Raw genomic sequence first — 15,250 nt, 5'->3', positions numbered from 1 at the left:
TTTTCTGCAATAACCCCACGCAGGTAACAAAATGAGTGAAGCTGTTGAACAAAAATCCCGCGCTGAGGCAAATGCCCGACCGAACTGGTCGGCGGTATTCGCTGTGGCGTTCTGCGTTGCCTGCCTGATAACCGTTGAGTTTCTGCCCGTTAGCCTGTTAACGCCGATGGCGCAGGATCTGGGGATTTCTGAAGGGGTTGCCGGACAATCGGTGACTGTGACGGCATTTGTTGCCATGTTCGCCAGCCTGTTTGTGACGCAAATTATCCAGGCGACCGATCGTCGCTACGTGGTGATCGTGTTTTCGGTGCTGCTGACGCTCTCCTGCCTGTTGGTTTCCTTTGCCAACTCTTTTTCACTGCTGCTCATTGGCCGCGCCTGTCTCGGTCTGGCGCTTGGCGGATTCTGGGCGATGTCGGCGTCGCTGACCATGCGTCTGGTTCCCGCCCGTACGGTACCGAAAGCGCTGTCGGTGATTTTTGGCGCGGTCTCTGTCGCGCTGGTGATTGCCGCGCCGCTGGGGAGTTTTTTGGGAGGTATTATCGGCTGGCGCAACGTGTTTAATGCGGCGGCGGTAATGGGCGTGCTGTGCACGATTTGGGTGGTGAGAGCGCTGCCGTCGTTGCCAGGTGAACCTTCGCATCAGAAACAAAATATGTTCAGCCTGCTGCAGCGCCCGGGGGTGATGGCCGGGATGATTGCCATCTTTATGTCTTTTGCCGGACAGTTCGCCTTCTTTACCTATATTCGCCCGATCTATATGAATCTGGCAGGCTTTGAAGTTGATGGCCTGACGTTGGTGCTGCTGAGTTTTGGTATCGCCAGCTTTGTCGGGACGTCGCTCTCCTCGGTAGTTCTGAAGCGCTCGGTCAAACTGGCCTTAGCCGGTGCGCCGCTGGTACTGGCGCTTAGCGCGCTGGTCCTGATCCTGTGGGGTAGCGACAAAGTTGTGGCGGCAGGTATTGCGATTATCTGGGGCCTGGCGTTTGCGTTGGTTCCGGTCGGCTGGTCGACGTGGATCACCCGATCGCTTGCCGATCAGGCAGAAAAAGCCGGATCCGTCCAGGTCGCCGTGATCCAGCTTGCCAATACCTGCGGGGCAGCGGTGGGAGGCTATGCGCTCGATAACCTCGGACTGCTTTCGCCCCTGATGCTTTCCGGCAGCCTGATGCTGCTGACGGCGCTTCTGGTCACGATGAAGGTCAGAATACAGTGAGATTGTTGCCTGATGGCGCGCAGCTTTCAGGCAACACCGCTATCTGACGGCTGAATCAATCAAAACCCTTGTTTTCGGCGGTATGGGCAAACCATTCGCCGCTTTTCTTCACCGTACGTTTTTGCGTATCTAAATCTAACTGGACAAAACCGTAGCGGTTTTTATATCCGTTGAGCCAGGACCAGTTATCAATAAAGGTCCACATATGGTAGCCAAGACAATTACACCCTTCGCTAATGCCTTTATGTAGCCATTTAAGATGCGCGGAAACAAATTCAATACGGTAGCTGTCGTTGATTTGGTCCTGCTGAATAAAACGTTGCTCATTTTCGACACCCATGCCGTTTTCAGAAATAAAACAGCGCGGGTTGCCGTAGTTATCACGCAGATTAGTAATAATATCGTAAATACCTGGCTCATAAATTTCCCAGCCACGGTAAGGGTTCATTTTACGCCCCGGCATTTCGTAATAATCAAACAGCCACTCCGGCATAAACGGCGCGTCAGGATTGACGGCAGTATCACGACATTTCACGCGGCGCGGCTGATAATAATTAATACCGAGCAGGTCGATTTTGCCATCGGCGATGAGCTGACTGTCGCCTGGCTGACATGCTGGGAGTTGATCGTACTCTTTTAGCAGCGCTATCAGATCCGCCGGATATTCACCTTTTAGCACCGGGTCAAGGAAGCTGCGGTTAAACAGCAGATCCGCATGGTGCGCAGCTTTTACATCTGCCGGGTGTTGTGAGCGCGGATAAGAGGGCGTTAAATTCAGGATCACACCGATTTCACCGTCATAACTTCCGGCGTGGTACGCGCGCACCGCCGTGGAATGCGCCAGTACGGTGTGATACGCCACGGTGGCCGCGCGTTTGAAATCCACCACATTAGGGTAATGGAAGTCATACAGATAGCCGCCTTCTACCGGGACAATCGGTTCGTTAAAGGTGAACCAGTGCTTCACCCGATTGCCGAACAAGGTAAAACAGGTTTGTGCGTAGCGACCAAACGCCTCAACCACATCACGGTTTTCCCAGCCACCTTTCTCCTGCATCACCATCGGCATATCGAAGTGGAACAGGGTGATAAATGGCGTAATGCCTTGCGCCAGCAGCTCATCGATGACGTTGTTATAGAAATCAACTGCCTGCGGGTTGACGTCGCCAGTACCGTCCGGGATCAGTCGTGACCAACTGATTGAAGTGCGGAAGCTGTTGTGCTTCAGCTGTTTGAGCAGTGCGATGTCCTGTTTCCAGTGCTGATAAAAGGTCGAGGTGTTCGCCGGGCCAACCCCCTGATGGAAACGCCCAGGCTGGCGGTCGAACCACACGTCCCATGTCGTCTGGCTTTTGCCGCCGTTCAGACTATCCCCTTCGGTTTGCAGCGCCGAGCAGGCACTGCCCCACCAAAAGTTTTCGGGAAAACGGTATCGCATTATCTTGCTCCTTGATGTGTTTCATTTCCCTACACAATAGGCGATTTTGCAAAACAGAAACCGGTTACAGCACTCGTTTTTCAATGCGATAGTTACAAATCCGGGCATTCAACTTTGCCCAGCGCTTCCCAGTAGTTGTTCTGATTGTTTCTTTGTATTGCCAGAATGGCTTCGCGGATGTGTTGCTGATTACGGGTATCAGCCATAATCGTTTTTTCCCACACCTCATCCGATGGCGACCCCTGCGGGGTACAAATCTTGCGTAAATCCTTCAATACGGTGTTTTTTTCATGAACGGACTGTAGAGAGCCATAAGCCGAATCGGCCTGCGCCAAACCCGGCAGCATGAAAAGGATGGCAATAAGCGGTAAAACGGCTTGTTTCATGATAATAATCCTTGTTGTCGATGCGCATCATCTCAAGAGTAAGTGTAGACGGCATGCGCCTCACTCATCAGCCTGTGTTAATTTCTAAAAAGAAAATCAGCCAGAAGTTTTAGTTTTTCAGGAGGATAGGATGCAAATACAGATTACAGATACCATTACTGAAGACGATCAAAATGCTCTGCTTGTTGGACTGCGCGCCTACGATCGCCAGTTCCTGAGGACCACCAATTTTGGCGACCTGGCGGTGTACTGGCGCGATGAGCACAATGAAATACTGGGCGGGCTGATCGGTAAAATCAAAGGCGAATGGCTGTGTATTGATTTCCTGTGGATGCATGACTCGCTGCGTAAAGGCGGTTACGGCACAAAGTTGATGCAGGCCGCTGAACAGACGGCGCGTGAGAGAGGATGCCTGCATGCGCTGGTGGACACGATGAGTTTCCAGGCGCTGCCGTTTTATCAGAAAAACGGCTATCAGTTGCAAATGACCCTCGATAACTTTCCAGAAACCGGTTCCGCGCGCCATTATTTGTCGAAAACGTTTTGATGACCGGAAGGACTGCAAAAGGGATTACTTGAAGGCAAACAGGAAGAAGCGTTGCGGATAGCCCAAGCCATGCTTGAAAAGGGGATTGATCGTGAACTGGTGCTAATTATTACTGGGCTTTCCTTTGATGAGCTAACGGCACATTCCGATTAATTTTCCTTTTCGCATTATGCTTTTTTCTTCTTGCTGATGCTTTTTCGTTTTTTAAACCGCAGCGGCCTTCCCGCTATAGTCATTTCATTACTCATCAGGCAGTTATTGCAAAAGGATAAAACGTGAAACTGAAGATACCTTATTTTGGGGCTGGGGCGGCGTTATTACTGGCGGGATTATTGCTGGCAGGATGCGATCAGCAGAACAATGATGCAAAGCATATTAAAGTGGGCGTGATTAACGGCGCAGAGCAGGATGTGGCGGAAGTCGCGAAGAAAGTCGCTAAAGAAAAATATGGCCTGGAGGTGGAGTTGGTGGGGTTTAGCGGTTCTCTGCTGCCCAACGATGCCACTAATCATGGTGAGCTGGATGCCAACGTCTTCCAGCATCGTCCGTTCCTTGAACAAGATAATAAAGCGCACGGCTATAAGCTGGTAGCGGTGGGCAATACCTTTGTGTTCCCGATGGCGGGTTATTCGAAGAAAATCAAAACCGTTGCTGAACTAAAAGACGGTGCGACGATTGCGATACCTAACGATCCAACCAACCTTGGGCGGGCGCTGTTGCTGCTACAAAAAGAGAAGTTAATCACGCTGAAAGCGGATACCGGCCTGCTGCCAACGGCGCTGGATATTACGGATAATCCGCGGCATCTGAAAATTATGGAACTGGAAGGGGCACAGCTACCGCGTGTGCTGGACGATCAAAAAGTGGATGTGGCGATTATCAGTACCACCTACATCCAGCAAACCGGGCTTTCTCCGGTACATGACAGCGTATTTATCGAAGACAAAAATTCACCGTACGTGAACATCCTGGTGGCGCGAGAAGACAATAAAGATGCCGAGAATGTGAAAGAATTCCTGCAATCTTATCAGTCACCGGAAGTGGCGAAGGCGGCAGAAACTATCTTTAACGGCGGCGCAGTTCCGGGCTGGTAATCGTCACCCGTTGCCGCGCCGGTTGGGGTTAAACCGCTCTGGCGCGGCGACGTGAGTCCATTGAGATAAGCACGACCGATGAGAGGATCAAAAGCGTACCCAGCCAGTCTGGCAGGGTAAAGGTGATGCCTAACAGCAGCAGGGACAGCAACGCACTGCTCAACGGTTCCGCGCAGCTTAAAATGCTCGCTTTCGGTCCGCCAATCATCTGCGCGCCTTTCAGGTACAGGCTAAACGTGAGTGACGTGCCGATGACCACCAGATAGAAAAACGCCAGAACCAAACTGCCATTCACCACGAAATGAGTTCCCTGCCCGGCATAGAACGGCAGTAGGATCATTCCACCGATTAACATACTCCAGCCGACGACCGGTAATGTGCCGTAGCGCGCGATGAGCGTTGAGGGGTAGGTGGTATAGAACGCGGCGGCAAACGCCGAGGCTATTCCCCAAAACAGCGCGGCAGCTGAGATAGATAACGACGTCGGATTACCGTGGGTAACCAGTAAGAAGGTACCGATGAGTGAGGTGAAGATCGCCGTCAGCACTAAAATCCCCGGCCGCGCTTTGCGCACCACGGAGAACCACGCCACGATAATGGTCGGTGACAAAAATTGCAGCACCGTCGCGGTGGCGGCGTTGGATTTTTCGATGGTCAGCAGGAAGGTTAGCTGTACGGTGAGTGCCCCGACCACGGAAAAAATCAGCAGGCTGATGGCGTCCTTGCGGTTTTTGATAATGGAGAATACGTTGTCGCCGTGAACGAAAGAGAGCATCAGCAGAATGAGCCCCGCGAAAATCAGGCGCGTCATGGTCAGAAACTGCGACGACATCTGGCTTTGTTCCATGATGTACTGCGCGCAAACGCCTGAACTTCCCCATAATACGGCGGCAATCAGGACGTTCATCATCCCTCTTCTGGTGGAACTCATCTTTCCCTCTGCATGTTGTTTTGTTTTATTTGTGTGCAGGCATCATAGCAGAGATAGCGAAGCGAGTGAGACATGACGGGCACAGCCCCCCACACCGCAGGGGGCTTCTGCAGTTATCTTACGGCGTAATCGGCGTCAGATAATCCAGTCGTAGCGGTTCGGCCAGCAGCTCGTTCATTTGTAGAATAAACGTCTGGAAATGGGGCAGGGCGATATGCTCGTCCAGACCGGCCTGACCGCGCCAGGATTCACGAACGTAGAAGACATCCGGTGTGTCGCGCAACTGGAACAGGGCATACTCAATATTGCCCGGCTCCTGGCGCGTGGGCAGCAGCAGAGCCTGCAGCGCCTGTTTTAGTGCGTCGATTTTCCCCGGTCTGGCTTTCAGTACCGCAATAATTGAAATCACCTCTGAATCAGACATGTTAAAACCCCTCCAGCACAATCTTGCCGACTGAACGACCGGTTTCAATTTGCGCGTGCGCTTTTTGCAGATTCGCCGCGTTGATTGCGCCAAAATGCTCGCCCAGCGTGGTGCGAATGGTGTTGTCATCGATCAACTGTGCCACGCGGGTTAATAGCTGATGCTGCGCAATGATGTCGTGGGTGGTAAACATCGAACGGGTAAACATAAATTCCCAGTGCAGCGAAATGCTTTTGGCCTTCAGTGGACGTGCATCGAGGGTTTGCGGATCGTCAATCAGCGCCAGTTTGCCCTGCGGCGCCAGGGCGGCAATAATTTGCGGGTAGTGCTGCTCGGTATTGTTCAGGCTGGCAACGTGCGTCACCTCTTTAATGCCAATCCGAGCCAGCTCTTCCATCAGCGGCTTGCTGTGGTCAATCACATGATGAGCGCCTGCTTCACGTACCCATTTCTGGCTCTGTGGACGTGAAGCGGTACCGATGACAGTCATTTTGGTCAGCTTACTGGCCAGTTGCGTCAGGATAGAACCGACGCCGCCAGCAGCGCCAACAATCAATAACACATCATTTTCATTGCCATTTTCCTCAACGCCCAGGCGGTCGAACAGCATTTCCCAGGCGGTGATGGCGGTCAGCGGCAGTGCCGCAGCAGAAGCGTTGTCCAGCGATTGCGGCTTCAGCGCGGTAATACGTTCATCAACCAGCTGAAATTCACTGTTACTGCCAGCACGACCCAGCGCACCGGCATACCAGACTTCATCGCCAGGAGCGAACAGGGTGACTGCTTCACCCACGGACTTCACCACGCCAACGGCGTCCCAACCCAGCACGCGGGGCACATCAGCGTTAAAACCTTCGCGGACCTTGGTATCAACGGGGTTGACGGAAATGGCCTTCACTTCAACCAGCAGATCGTGCCCGGAGGCGACGGGCATGGGCAGGTCAATCTCTTGTAAAAATTCAATGTTACTGCCGTCGGTTGCGGCGCGGGTAATAGCGATGGCTTTCATAATCTCTCCAGTTAATAAACCTTCTATCTGTTGAATAATTCGATGGTAAACCGGTAGCAGAACGGGAAAAATAGCCCTTCGGCGACAGGACTTATACTCGGGGAGTGAAAATGTTCCGGCTTGAAGATCTCACGTTGTTTGTCCGCGCCGCGGCGCTGAATAGTTTTAGCGATGCCGCACGCGAAGTCGGCGTTCAGCCTGCTCAGGTCAGTTCTGCTATTAAGCGCCTGGAGTCTACGCTGGCTATCCGCTTGTTCGCCCGCTCCACGCGCAGTCTGCGCCTGACGCCTGAAGGTGAGGTCTGGCTACCCTATGCCCGCCAGATGCTGGACGTGATGCATGCCGGACTGCAAAAAATTCAGACCCCGGAAGATGAAGTTTCAGGCACGCTGCAAATCGCCGTACCTTCCGATCTCGGTCGGAACCTACTGCTGCCGGTCTTTCAGTCGTTTCGACGCCGCTATCCCGCGCTGCGCCTGCGGATTTTTTTCTCCGACCAGGTGACGGATGTCTTTAAAGACCCCGTCGATGTGGCGTTTCGCTATGGCAACACCGAAGACGCATCTTACATTGCGCTGCCTGTCGCATCGGGTAACCGACGCGTGCTGGTGGCATCACCGGAATGGGTTGTGCAAAACGGCGCGCCGCAAACTCCGGATGATTTAACACAGCTCAACGCCATGACCTTCGTCTTACGCGGACGCCTGCACGATCGCTGGACGTTTACGCATAACGGCGAGGTTAGCAGTGTGCAGGTTAACGGCACCATTATGAGCGACGATGCTGAAGTAATCCGACGGCTGGCGATTGCCGGAGAAGGCATCGCGTACAAGTCGTGGCTGGATGTCAGCGAGGATGTGCGTGATGGACGATTGCAGCTACTGATGCCTGATTACCTGGGCGAGAAAGCCCCGCTGAATATGATTTGCCCACATCGTAAGCAGCTTTCAACGGCGGTCCGTCTGCTGCATGACGCCGTGAAGGCGCGGTGTGACACGTTGGGCATTTCCCCGTGAGGTGTTCAATCGCAGGAATATTATTCGATAGCCATACGCATAAATAATAGCTAATCTCTGTTGCAGGCATTAATCTGATCGGAACGCCGATCAGTTAGTGATAATTGTTTCATTGAGTATAGTTTCTTCGATAAATATTATTTCTTAAATTAATGCAGTGTTTATAATATTTAATTTAAGAATTTTTTGGTCGATGATTTAATGACTTGTATATTTATTAAAAGGTATTTGACGAGATACCTTCCGCTACGATATAAAACATAATAGCCCCGATACATACCTATTTCTTTGCCTGATTGTTAAACGCATTGATGCTTTTTGTTATTACGTTATTTATTGGGGTAGGAGAGGGCCATTGAAGTCAAAGACTATAAATGATGTATTGTATTATATAGAAGATAATTTTGTTTCAGGCATTGGTATTGATGACATTTCACAGTTTTCCGGATACAGCCGCAGGCATATACAGAATATTTTAAAACAGCGAATAAATATGCCTGTGGGGCTTTATATTCGTAGGCGACGGATAACCAAAGCAGCAAGCTTGTTACGCCTTACTCATATGGATATTATCGATATTTCAGTGCGGGTGGGATTCGATTCTCAGCAATCTTTCTGCCGTGAATTTAAAAAACTAACCGGTTATACCCCCACAGAATACCGTAAAAATCCCAGTTGGGATCTTTCGCCGTTAATGTCGTTTGTACTGCGCAGTGATATTGTTGTCGGCGAATTGCAACTACGTACCTTACCTGCTGATACCGTGCATGGATTTCAGTACAACTATGACACACCAATCCCGCCTGCCAGTGACTCACATCTGCATCGATTAAATCTAATATTTGAGCAACTTACCAGTTCAAAACAAAATGTGTGGGCATTAACTGATTTCTCGTCTAATCCAAACTCAATGATGCGGTTGAAAGTTAAAAGCATCATTGGTAATAAAAGTCATCATTCGCCCAATGCCTATAATCGTTATGAGTGTCCTTCGGGAACGTATGCCTGTTTTTCATTCAGATTCAAGAAAGAGGACTATCCACTCTATTCAAGATATATTTATTTTAAGATGTTGCCGGAGAGTAAATTAAAAAGAAAGGCAGGCTATGATATTGAAATATTCCATTATGACCAAGAGGATCTTAAAAACAAAATAATTACCTGTGATCATTACATTCCGATAGATATGTAATGTAAAAAAGCTCCACTTGCGTGGAGCAAAGACTTCGCAGTACGCCTAAATTAGGATTAATTATTGGTACTCAGCATTGAAATACAAAACTGAACGTACAATGCCGGGACTGACATTGTTAGCTGTTTGATAATACTGAGCATAAAACGGGATGGAATGATTACCTTTATCTTGAGGCGCTAAATTGATATATGAAGGTGTATTGAATTTAACAGGCTGTTGTTGTTGATCTAACACCTGAATGCCGATGCCAGCAGCGCCTTTGGGGTGGATATTCTTTAGTACACCGATAATACTGCGGTGACCATTATCTGTGTCGCTCCAGCTTAGAATAACCCGGGAAGGCGTCGTAAAATCACTTTTACAGAGAAGGTCGATAGTAAATGGTTTTCTTCCCGCAGTGCTTCCATAGCCTCTGAATTGCTCAAGTGCTATATCGGGCAGTTTGACGTTGATCGAGCGGTTACCTTTGATTGCGCATGAACGGTTGAGCATCGTGATATATTTTGCCGGCACAATGATATCCACCACGGCCAACGATTGAGCCTCACTTCTGATTTGCAGGTTGATGGAACCCGCAGCGGCTCCTGCCGCAAGCTGATCATCCAGTTTGATCAGCTCAATCTTTATTTTGCTGTTCCTGAATTCATCTGCCGTCGCTCTGAAAGTTGATGGCCACTGGATCGTTTGTCCGGTTGAGGTTTCCAGGGTGACTTTAATGCCAATCCCACTCACATTGCTGCGTATAATACCGGGTTGTTTCATTGCGGACCGATCGCCAATAATCTGTGCGGAAAAAGGCTGGTTGTTAGTACAGCCTGACGCCTGAATATTCTGTAGCGAAAGCGTGCGCGTCTGAATAACTCCCCCTGACTGGATTGATTGCTTATCGTTAACGATTTCCGGCGACAAAATAAACTTTTGTGTGGTCAGGGTACATGCAGCACTGGCTGTCTGATGAATGCCCAAGGCACAGCCCAGAATTAAAGCGGTACGTATTACCGACATGTGGCCTCCTGGTTTTTTAACACGATCGTGCATTTCCCTGTTTCCAGTGAAACGAACACTTCTGGTGAGGTGGTTTCATCAATATAAAGCGCACCGCCTTGTCCGACGTAGCCGACATGATTATTGGCATTGTCGCGGATGATGGCACCGAATGGCATTCTCTGCTGACCCTGCAGGCGGGGATAAATAATGTTCTGTTTTCTGAGCGTCGTTTCAAAGGTGACTGGAATGACATTACCTTCGTAAGGCGCAATCTTGGCCTGGGTTTTAGTAAAGTTCAGACCTTCAGTTGAACCTTTTGGATCGATAGTAACGTCATTCACGCGCCACGGACGAAGCCAGGGCAGAATGGCGTAGCCATTTTTATCGAAGCGGGTTCCAGGTACGCCTTCAAGATGAGCGCCATGCGCATCAGGCGCATAGACCAGCGCGACGGTATCTGAGCGCTCTGGCGAGAAGGTTATTCCCCCCGCGTGCCCAACCAGCATGCCACTCATTCCACCGCTTACCTGGTGCCATGAGTTACTCTGACTCCACGTCCCGTTCAGCGAGGTATAAGGCGTACGCACCATGCCGTTTGCTCCCCATTCCACACTACCGCCGCGGAGATAGCCGGTATTGACCCCCCAAACGATATTGTTTTCCTCATCAGTCGAGGTCGTGAAGCCGAGGCGTGTATTGCTGGCTTTGCCGTTATTGCTGTAGCTATCAGAGGAGATCTGCGTAAAACCGGCGTTATCCCGGGGCAGGAAATAGCTGAATGAGAGCATGATTTGGTCATCTTTGGTGACCGAACCCTGTTGATCCTCATTCCAGAAACGCTGGGCGGATATACTCCAGGTCAGGTTGCCCCAGGCATTGGTGTATCCCACGGCATACTGGCGATAATTATCCTGCTGATCCCAGAACTTCTTAAGAGAGCCGGATAAATAGAATGATCCCCAGGTATCGGATAACGGCTGATTAATACTGGCGCTAAACGACTGCTTCTCGCGTGACGAGAAATATTGGCTGACGAATGCCTGTGCATCCAGGGCATCCAGCGCATCGCGTTGACCGTAAAAGTGATGTGAACTGTATTTTGCTTCCAGCCAGAGCGCGGTTGCCGACCAGGGTAGGGTGCTATTCCATGTCAGACGATACTGTTGTCCTTGTTGACGATTGTCCTCAAGCTTCAGGCGCGATTGGGTGATATCAAGGGCGAATGCGCCGAGTTGGGTGTTCAGACCGCTACCGATGAGGGCTGACTGATAGCGCGCGAATCCAGAGGCCCCGGTATACAACGTTAAATAGTTGTTCAGGCCATACTGCCAGTAGGCCTGGGCTAAAAACGGATCTTCATCATAATTATCTTCATCGACGGTGCCGAGAGTGATGCCATAGCGCGAGATGCCGGGTTTTAGTAGCTGTGGTACCGAAGAGTATGGAACGGTAAAGCGGCGGATACGCCCGTCTGATTCCTGAATCGTGACCAGCAACTCGCCGCCAGTATTCGCGGGCAACACGGAATCAATCGAGAAGGGCCCAGCCGGAACCGAGGACTGATGAATGGTTTGTCCATCCTGGGTGACGGTGATGCGGGCGTTGGTCTCAGCTACGCCGCGAATAATCGGCGCCCAGTTCAGCGTGCTATCCGGGCGCATTAAATCCTCAGAAGCCAATCCCACTCCGAGAATAGCCATACTGTCGAACATCTGGCTGTCAGTATAGAACTTGCCAGCGCTTAACATGGATTTCCAACGAGTGATGGGCCGTTTTAGCGTAGTGCGATTATTGGCGTAATGGCTACCTATTTTGCTGTCCCAATTTTGGCTACCAAAATGTTCAATTAGCCACCCTCCAGCAGAGCTTCGGATATCCATTCCCACCCAGGCGCTGTCCGTACTTGAACGATCGTTACCACGTTGCTGGGTGCTGTAATAATCGGCGTTATAGCTGAAATTAATCGCCGGCGCCCCTGGTTGCCAGAGTTCAGGTTGGACATAATTGTTTTCGATATTATCAACATAAGCCTGCGGGATGGTGATGCGCAGCTCAAGCTGGCTGGTGTTGAGTCTCTCCGTTGCTTTCCCGCTGGTGTCCCAATCGGCAATGCTGCCGCAGCGTGAAGGGTGAGCTGCCAGCGTTTGAGTCATTTTATCTGGATTAATGCCCACGCCTTTGAGAAATGCTTCTGAATAACAGCTAACTAAATCGCCGTGATTATCTTTTTTGAATAAGAGTTCACGACGTCCACGCCAGTTATCATTAATATAAATATCTACGATATATGTCCCAGGCAATAAGCCTGCGGCATTAAAGGATTTCAAATCGTTAAGTGAAGCATTGCCCATTAAGATGGCATTATCGAACTCGTAGCGAGTGCTGTCTTCTGCGTGAGCTCCAACGGAAAATAATGAACCATGAAAAATAATGAAACAGGGTATGGTGAGGATCCTTTTACATAAACCCATTACTAATTCCTTTTTATCCCTTTTTATTAATTAATGGTTGTTTTGTGTTCCACAATTCCGCCGTAATCACTGATTGCTTGTAAAACAACCGATTCACCCTGGCCGACTTGTTGTTTTGCATTGATAGTCGTTCTGCTTTTCGGGGCGATCATGACCCCTTCGTTTATGAGTCCATGGCCTGATGACGTCACAATATCCGCAACCGTGATGAAGAAGGGGGTGGGGTTTACCAGCGTTATGTCACGTTGGTTAGCAATAATTTTTACCTTATTTTCCGCGTTTTGACGGTCACCTAACCCACTGGGTCGCCAGAAAAACTTAAAGCGTGAGCGAATGGCTAAATTGAGCACAGCTGAATTGTCCGTGACGCTATTCTTATCCACGGAAGGAATATCCAGTATGTTAAGCCACCACATAGACTCACGGTCGGTGGCGACAATATTTTTATCAACGGCTTTTTTTATTCTGAGTGATTGCCCATTGCCTGCGTCAACGCGGGCAATGGGTGGAGAAATAATAAATGGAGTGGAAATTTCTTCCGGTAACTTTTCTGGATTTCCCTCATCCAACCATACCTGGGCCAACGATGGATAGTTTCCCGTATTCGTCATTTGTATCGTGATCTCTGCGGAATCTTCAGAGTAAATAAATCGGGTGCCATTGACAATGATATTATTTGCATGTGCGGTAGAGAGAGCAAATAGAGCTAATAAATAAATGAAAATTTTCATGAAGCCTCTATTAAAATAAATGCTATAGCGCAAGGCAGCTATAGCATTGTGTATTTAGAGATAAGTAATGCTATAGTTTGCCTGAGCGCTTACCGGTCCCGGTTGAACATATGATGAACCACTATTTTCACGTGGTATAATGTAACCCACGCTGAATTTATAAGTTAAAGTCGGGCTATCATTGCCATGTAGGAGATAATCTTTCTCAGGTTCAAATCGGTCATTCTTATTCCTCAGGTTAATATTTTTTTCACGATTATCCTTAAGGACTAGCGCTACGTTTTGGGCTCCACCCCTTGTCGTATTTTTGAGATATCCATCGTGAGTTAGAGTGGAATTAACATTCCAGGCTAATTTGGGAACTATTTTTTCATTAATATAACAACCCTTCACTTTAATACTGAATTGCTGGAGTTGCGTTGCATGTAATTTGCTAACTAATGTATTGAGAACTGGGTTTAATTTTACCTGTTTATCTTTATCACCGGCTTCAATTATGCACGAATTGGAATAAACATGACCGGAAAAATTAACAACGCCTTTTTGATCCCTGTTGGGGCCATGTCCAAAATCTGCCATAGCGGAAGGAATTGCGATGGCACAGCTAATTAAACTTATAATGGATAGTTTACTCATAATGTACTCCTCATTTAGAGATAGATCGTCCCTATTATCAGTAACATTGTCTGGGCTCCTTTTTTCTTGCGCCCTGTAAGGCTGTCGCCCGCTATCAATTATGTTAGATAAATTATTGTTGTACATCGTAGATTGGACGTATTTCACTCATCCTATAATATTAATAATGATCATTAACTATGAGTATTAATGAATTATTATTATCTATAAGCAGATTGTGATTGAGATAGTCCTCAACTCAAAGGTGAAATAAAAACACTTGGAATACAATATGTTATGTTTGTATTGTGATACTTCTTTAAATGCTATAAAGAAAAATCGAATCCTGCGCTCGGAAAAAGCGAATGATCGAATTGCACAATTAGCTAAATTCTTATAATTCAATCAGATTATCTTTAATCTTAAGTAGTGACTTGTTATTGGCTTGGCATGCAATAACGATAAGGAATATTGTCAATCATCATTTGAATGAAGGCTAGATATGCTTAACATGGACAGTAAGATAATACTCATTAGTAACCAATCAATACAGACGCAACTCTTGCTGGATTATCTCAATAAGCAAAACGATATCTTGGTTGATTTTGTTAACATTAGCAGACCAGACATGTCATTTATCGTTGAGGGAAGTATCATCCTCTATGATATACAGGCATCAAGCCGTAAATTAAAAAATGTCTGGTCAAAATTACTCAATGACAGCGCATATAGTTTGCGCGTTTATATTATTAACTGCCTGCGGTCGCTCCCACTCTATGAGAGTATGCTATGGCCAAATTTTGAGTCGATCGTACCAAATAATTGCTCTACAGAATATTTGTTAGAACTCCTTAAAGAGGGGCTAAAAACCTCCCGTCCACCACGCTCACTGTTACCGCTGCCAGAGTATGTAAACCTCACGCCATCAGATGATAACTACGGAGTTTTAACCGAAAGAGAATATGAAATTTTGACTGAGTTGTCGAAAGGTGCGTCTAATGTAGAAATTGCTAACGCATTTTTTATTAGTGAAAATACAGTGAGAACGCATATTTATAATATATTTAAAAAGATATCTGTGAATAACCGAACACAGGCAGCCTGCTGGGCCAATTTGCATCTAAGAAGCTTGGCTGTCGATCAACTGCCGCGGAAGGAAATGTAAGCCGTACTACTGGCGCAAAGTTTTG

Annotated in this window: 15 protein-coding genes and 1 pseudogene; 7 read left to right on the top strand and 9 right to left on the bottom strand. The window is 48.5% G+C overall.

Features of this window, described 5'->3' with window-relative positions:
- Positions 1-31 precede the first annotated feature (31 nt).
- Complete coding sequence (nepI, locus tag OGV65_RS13340) at positions 32-1,216, top strand: purine ribonucleoside efflux pump NepI (protein ID WP_016155040.1); 1,185 nt, start codon at positions 32-34, stop codon at positions 1,214-1,216.
- A 55-nt stretch (positions 1,217-1,271) separates the two neighbouring features.
- Here the strand turns inward: nepI and gmuD are convergent, their stop codons facing one another.
- A complete protein-coding gene (gene gmuD / locus OGV65_RS13335; RefSeq protein WP_200046790.1) occupies positions 1,272-2,654 on the bottom strand; it encodes a 6-phospho-beta-glucosidase GmuD in 1,383 nt (460 codons plus the stop codon).
- A 92-nt stretch (positions 2,655-2,746) separates the two neighbouring features.
- Positions 2,747-3,040 (bottom strand): YicS family protein, encoded by a 294-nt coding sequence (locus OGV65_RS13330; RefSeq protein ID WP_019078023.1) that lies wholly within the window; start codon positions 3,038-3,040, stop codon positions 2,747-2,749.
- Positions 3,041-3,170: 130 nt separating this feature from the next.
- On the opposite strand from OGV65_RS13330, the gene OGV65_RS13325 reads away from it, so the two are divergent.
- The 3 genes and pseudogenes from OGV65_RS13325 to nlpA all read left to right on the top strand — a co-directional run bounded on the left by OGV65_RS13325 (position 3,171) and on the right by nlpA (position 4,681).
- Complete coding sequence (locus OGV65_RS13325; protein WP_286455045.1) at positions 3,171-3,587, top strand: GNAT family N-acetyltransferase; 417 nt, start codon at positions 3,171-3,173, stop codon at positions 3,585-3,587.
- 6 nt (positions 3,588-3,593) lie between these two features.
- A pseudogene (locus OGV65_RS13320) lies at positions 3,594-3,740 on the top strand (Rpn/YhgA-type helix-turn-helix domain-containing protein); the annotation flags it as partial.
- Positions 3,741-3,862: 122 nt separating this feature from the next.
- The gene (gene nlpA / locus OGV65_RS13315) at positions 3,863-4,681 is read left to right on the top strand and encodes a lipoprotein NlpA (protein ID WP_016157795.1); all 819 of its coding nucleotides are present in this window, start codon (positions 3,863-3,865) and stop codon (positions 4,679-4,681) included.
- A gap of 28 nt (positions 4,682-4,709) precedes the next feature.
- On the opposite strand, the gene OGV65_RS13310 is transcribed toward nlpA, so the two are convergent.
- The 3 genes from OGV65_RS13310 to OGV65_RS13300 all read right to left on the bottom strand — a co-directional run bounded on the left by OGV65_RS13310 (position 4,710) and on the right by OGV65_RS13300 (position 7,045).
- Positions 4,710-5,612, bottom strand: a complete 903-nt coding sequence (locus OGV65_RS13310) for a carboxylate/amino acid/amine transporter (protein ID WP_153689879.1) — start codon at positions 5,610-5,612, stop codon at positions 4,710-4,712.
- 118 nt (positions 5,613-5,730) lie between these two features.
- Entirely contained in the window at positions 5,731-6,036 is a 306-nt protein-coding gene (locus OGV65_RS13305) for a putative quinol monooxygenase (protein WP_016157793.1), read from the bottom strand.
- A 1-nt stretch (position 6,037) separates the two neighbouring features.
- Complete coding sequence (locus tag OGV65_RS13300; RefSeq protein WP_016155033.1) at positions 6,038-7,045, bottom strand: zinc-binding alcohol dehydrogenase family protein; 1,008 nt, start codon at positions 7,043-7,045, stop codon at positions 6,038-6,040.
- A gap of 110 nt (positions 7,046-7,155) precedes the next feature.
- Here OGV65_RS13300 and OGV65_RS13295 point away from each other — a divergent pair, with 110 nt between their 5' ends.
- The gene (locus OGV65_RS13295; protein WP_016155032.1) at positions 7,156-8,061 is read left to right on the top strand and encodes a LysR family transcriptional regulator; all 906 of its coding nucleotides are present in this window, start codon (positions 7,156-7,158) and stop codon (positions 8,059-8,061) included.
- A 355-nt stretch (positions 8,062-8,416) separates the two neighbouring features.
- The gene (locus OGV65_RS13290; RefSeq protein ID WP_200080323.1) at positions 8,417-9,253 is read left to right on the top strand and encodes a helix-turn-helix domain-containing protein; all 837 of its coding nucleotides are present in this window, start codon (positions 8,417-8,419) and stop codon (positions 9,251-9,253) included.
- A gap of 60 nt (positions 9,254-9,313) precedes the next feature.
- On the opposite strand, the gene OGV65_RS13285 is transcribed toward OGV65_RS13290, so the two are convergent.
- The 4 genes from OGV65_RS13285 to OGV65_RS13270 are packed head-to-tail and all read right to left on the bottom strand — an operon-like array spanning position 9,314 to position 14,081.
- Positions 9,314-10,261 (bottom strand): fimbrial protein, encoded by a 948-nt coding sequence (locus tag OGV65_RS13285; protein ID WP_286455044.1) that lies wholly within the window; start codon positions 10,259-10,261, stop codon positions 9,314-9,316.
- Entirely contained in the window at positions 10,252-12,714 is a 2,463-nt protein-coding gene (locus OGV65_RS13280) for a fimbria/pilus outer membrane usher protein (RefSeq protein ID WP_279265416.1), read from the bottom strand. Before OGV65_RS13280 ends, OGV65_RS13285 begins: the two co-directional genes overlap by 10 nt.
- Positions 12,715-12,740: 26 nt before the next feature.
- Complete coding sequence (locus tag OGV65_RS13275; RefSeq protein WP_016155028.1) at positions 12,741-13,445, bottom strand: fimbrial biogenesis chaperone; 705 nt, start codon at positions 13,443-13,445, stop codon at positions 12,741-12,743.
- 54 nt (positions 13,446-13,499) lie between these two features.
- Positions 13,500-14,081, bottom strand: a complete 582-nt coding sequence (locus OGV65_RS13270) for a fimbrial protein (protein WP_279265417.1) — start codon at positions 14,079-14,081, stop codon at positions 13,500-13,502.
- 481 nt (positions 14,082-14,562) lie between these two features.
- On the opposite strand from OGV65_RS13270, the gene OGV65_RS13265 reads away from it, so the two are divergent.
- Positions 14,563-15,225: a LuxR C-terminal-related transcriptional regulator gene (locus OGV65_RS13265; RefSeq protein ID WP_279265418.1), complete on the top strand. Its 663-nt coding sequence runs from the start codon at positions 14,563-14,565 to the stop codon at positions 15,223-15,225.
- The last annotated feature ends 25 nt before the right edge of the window (positions 15,226-15,250 follow it).

The sequence above is a fragment of the Citrobacter sp. Cb004 genome (genome assembly GCF_030337065.1).
GTDB lineage: Bacteria > Pseudomonadota > Gammaproteobacteria > Enterobacterales > Enterobacteriaceae > Citrobacter > Citrobacter braakii.
Note: the sequence above shows the minus strand (reverse complement) of the source record. Positions and strands in the feature narration are given on the sequence as shown.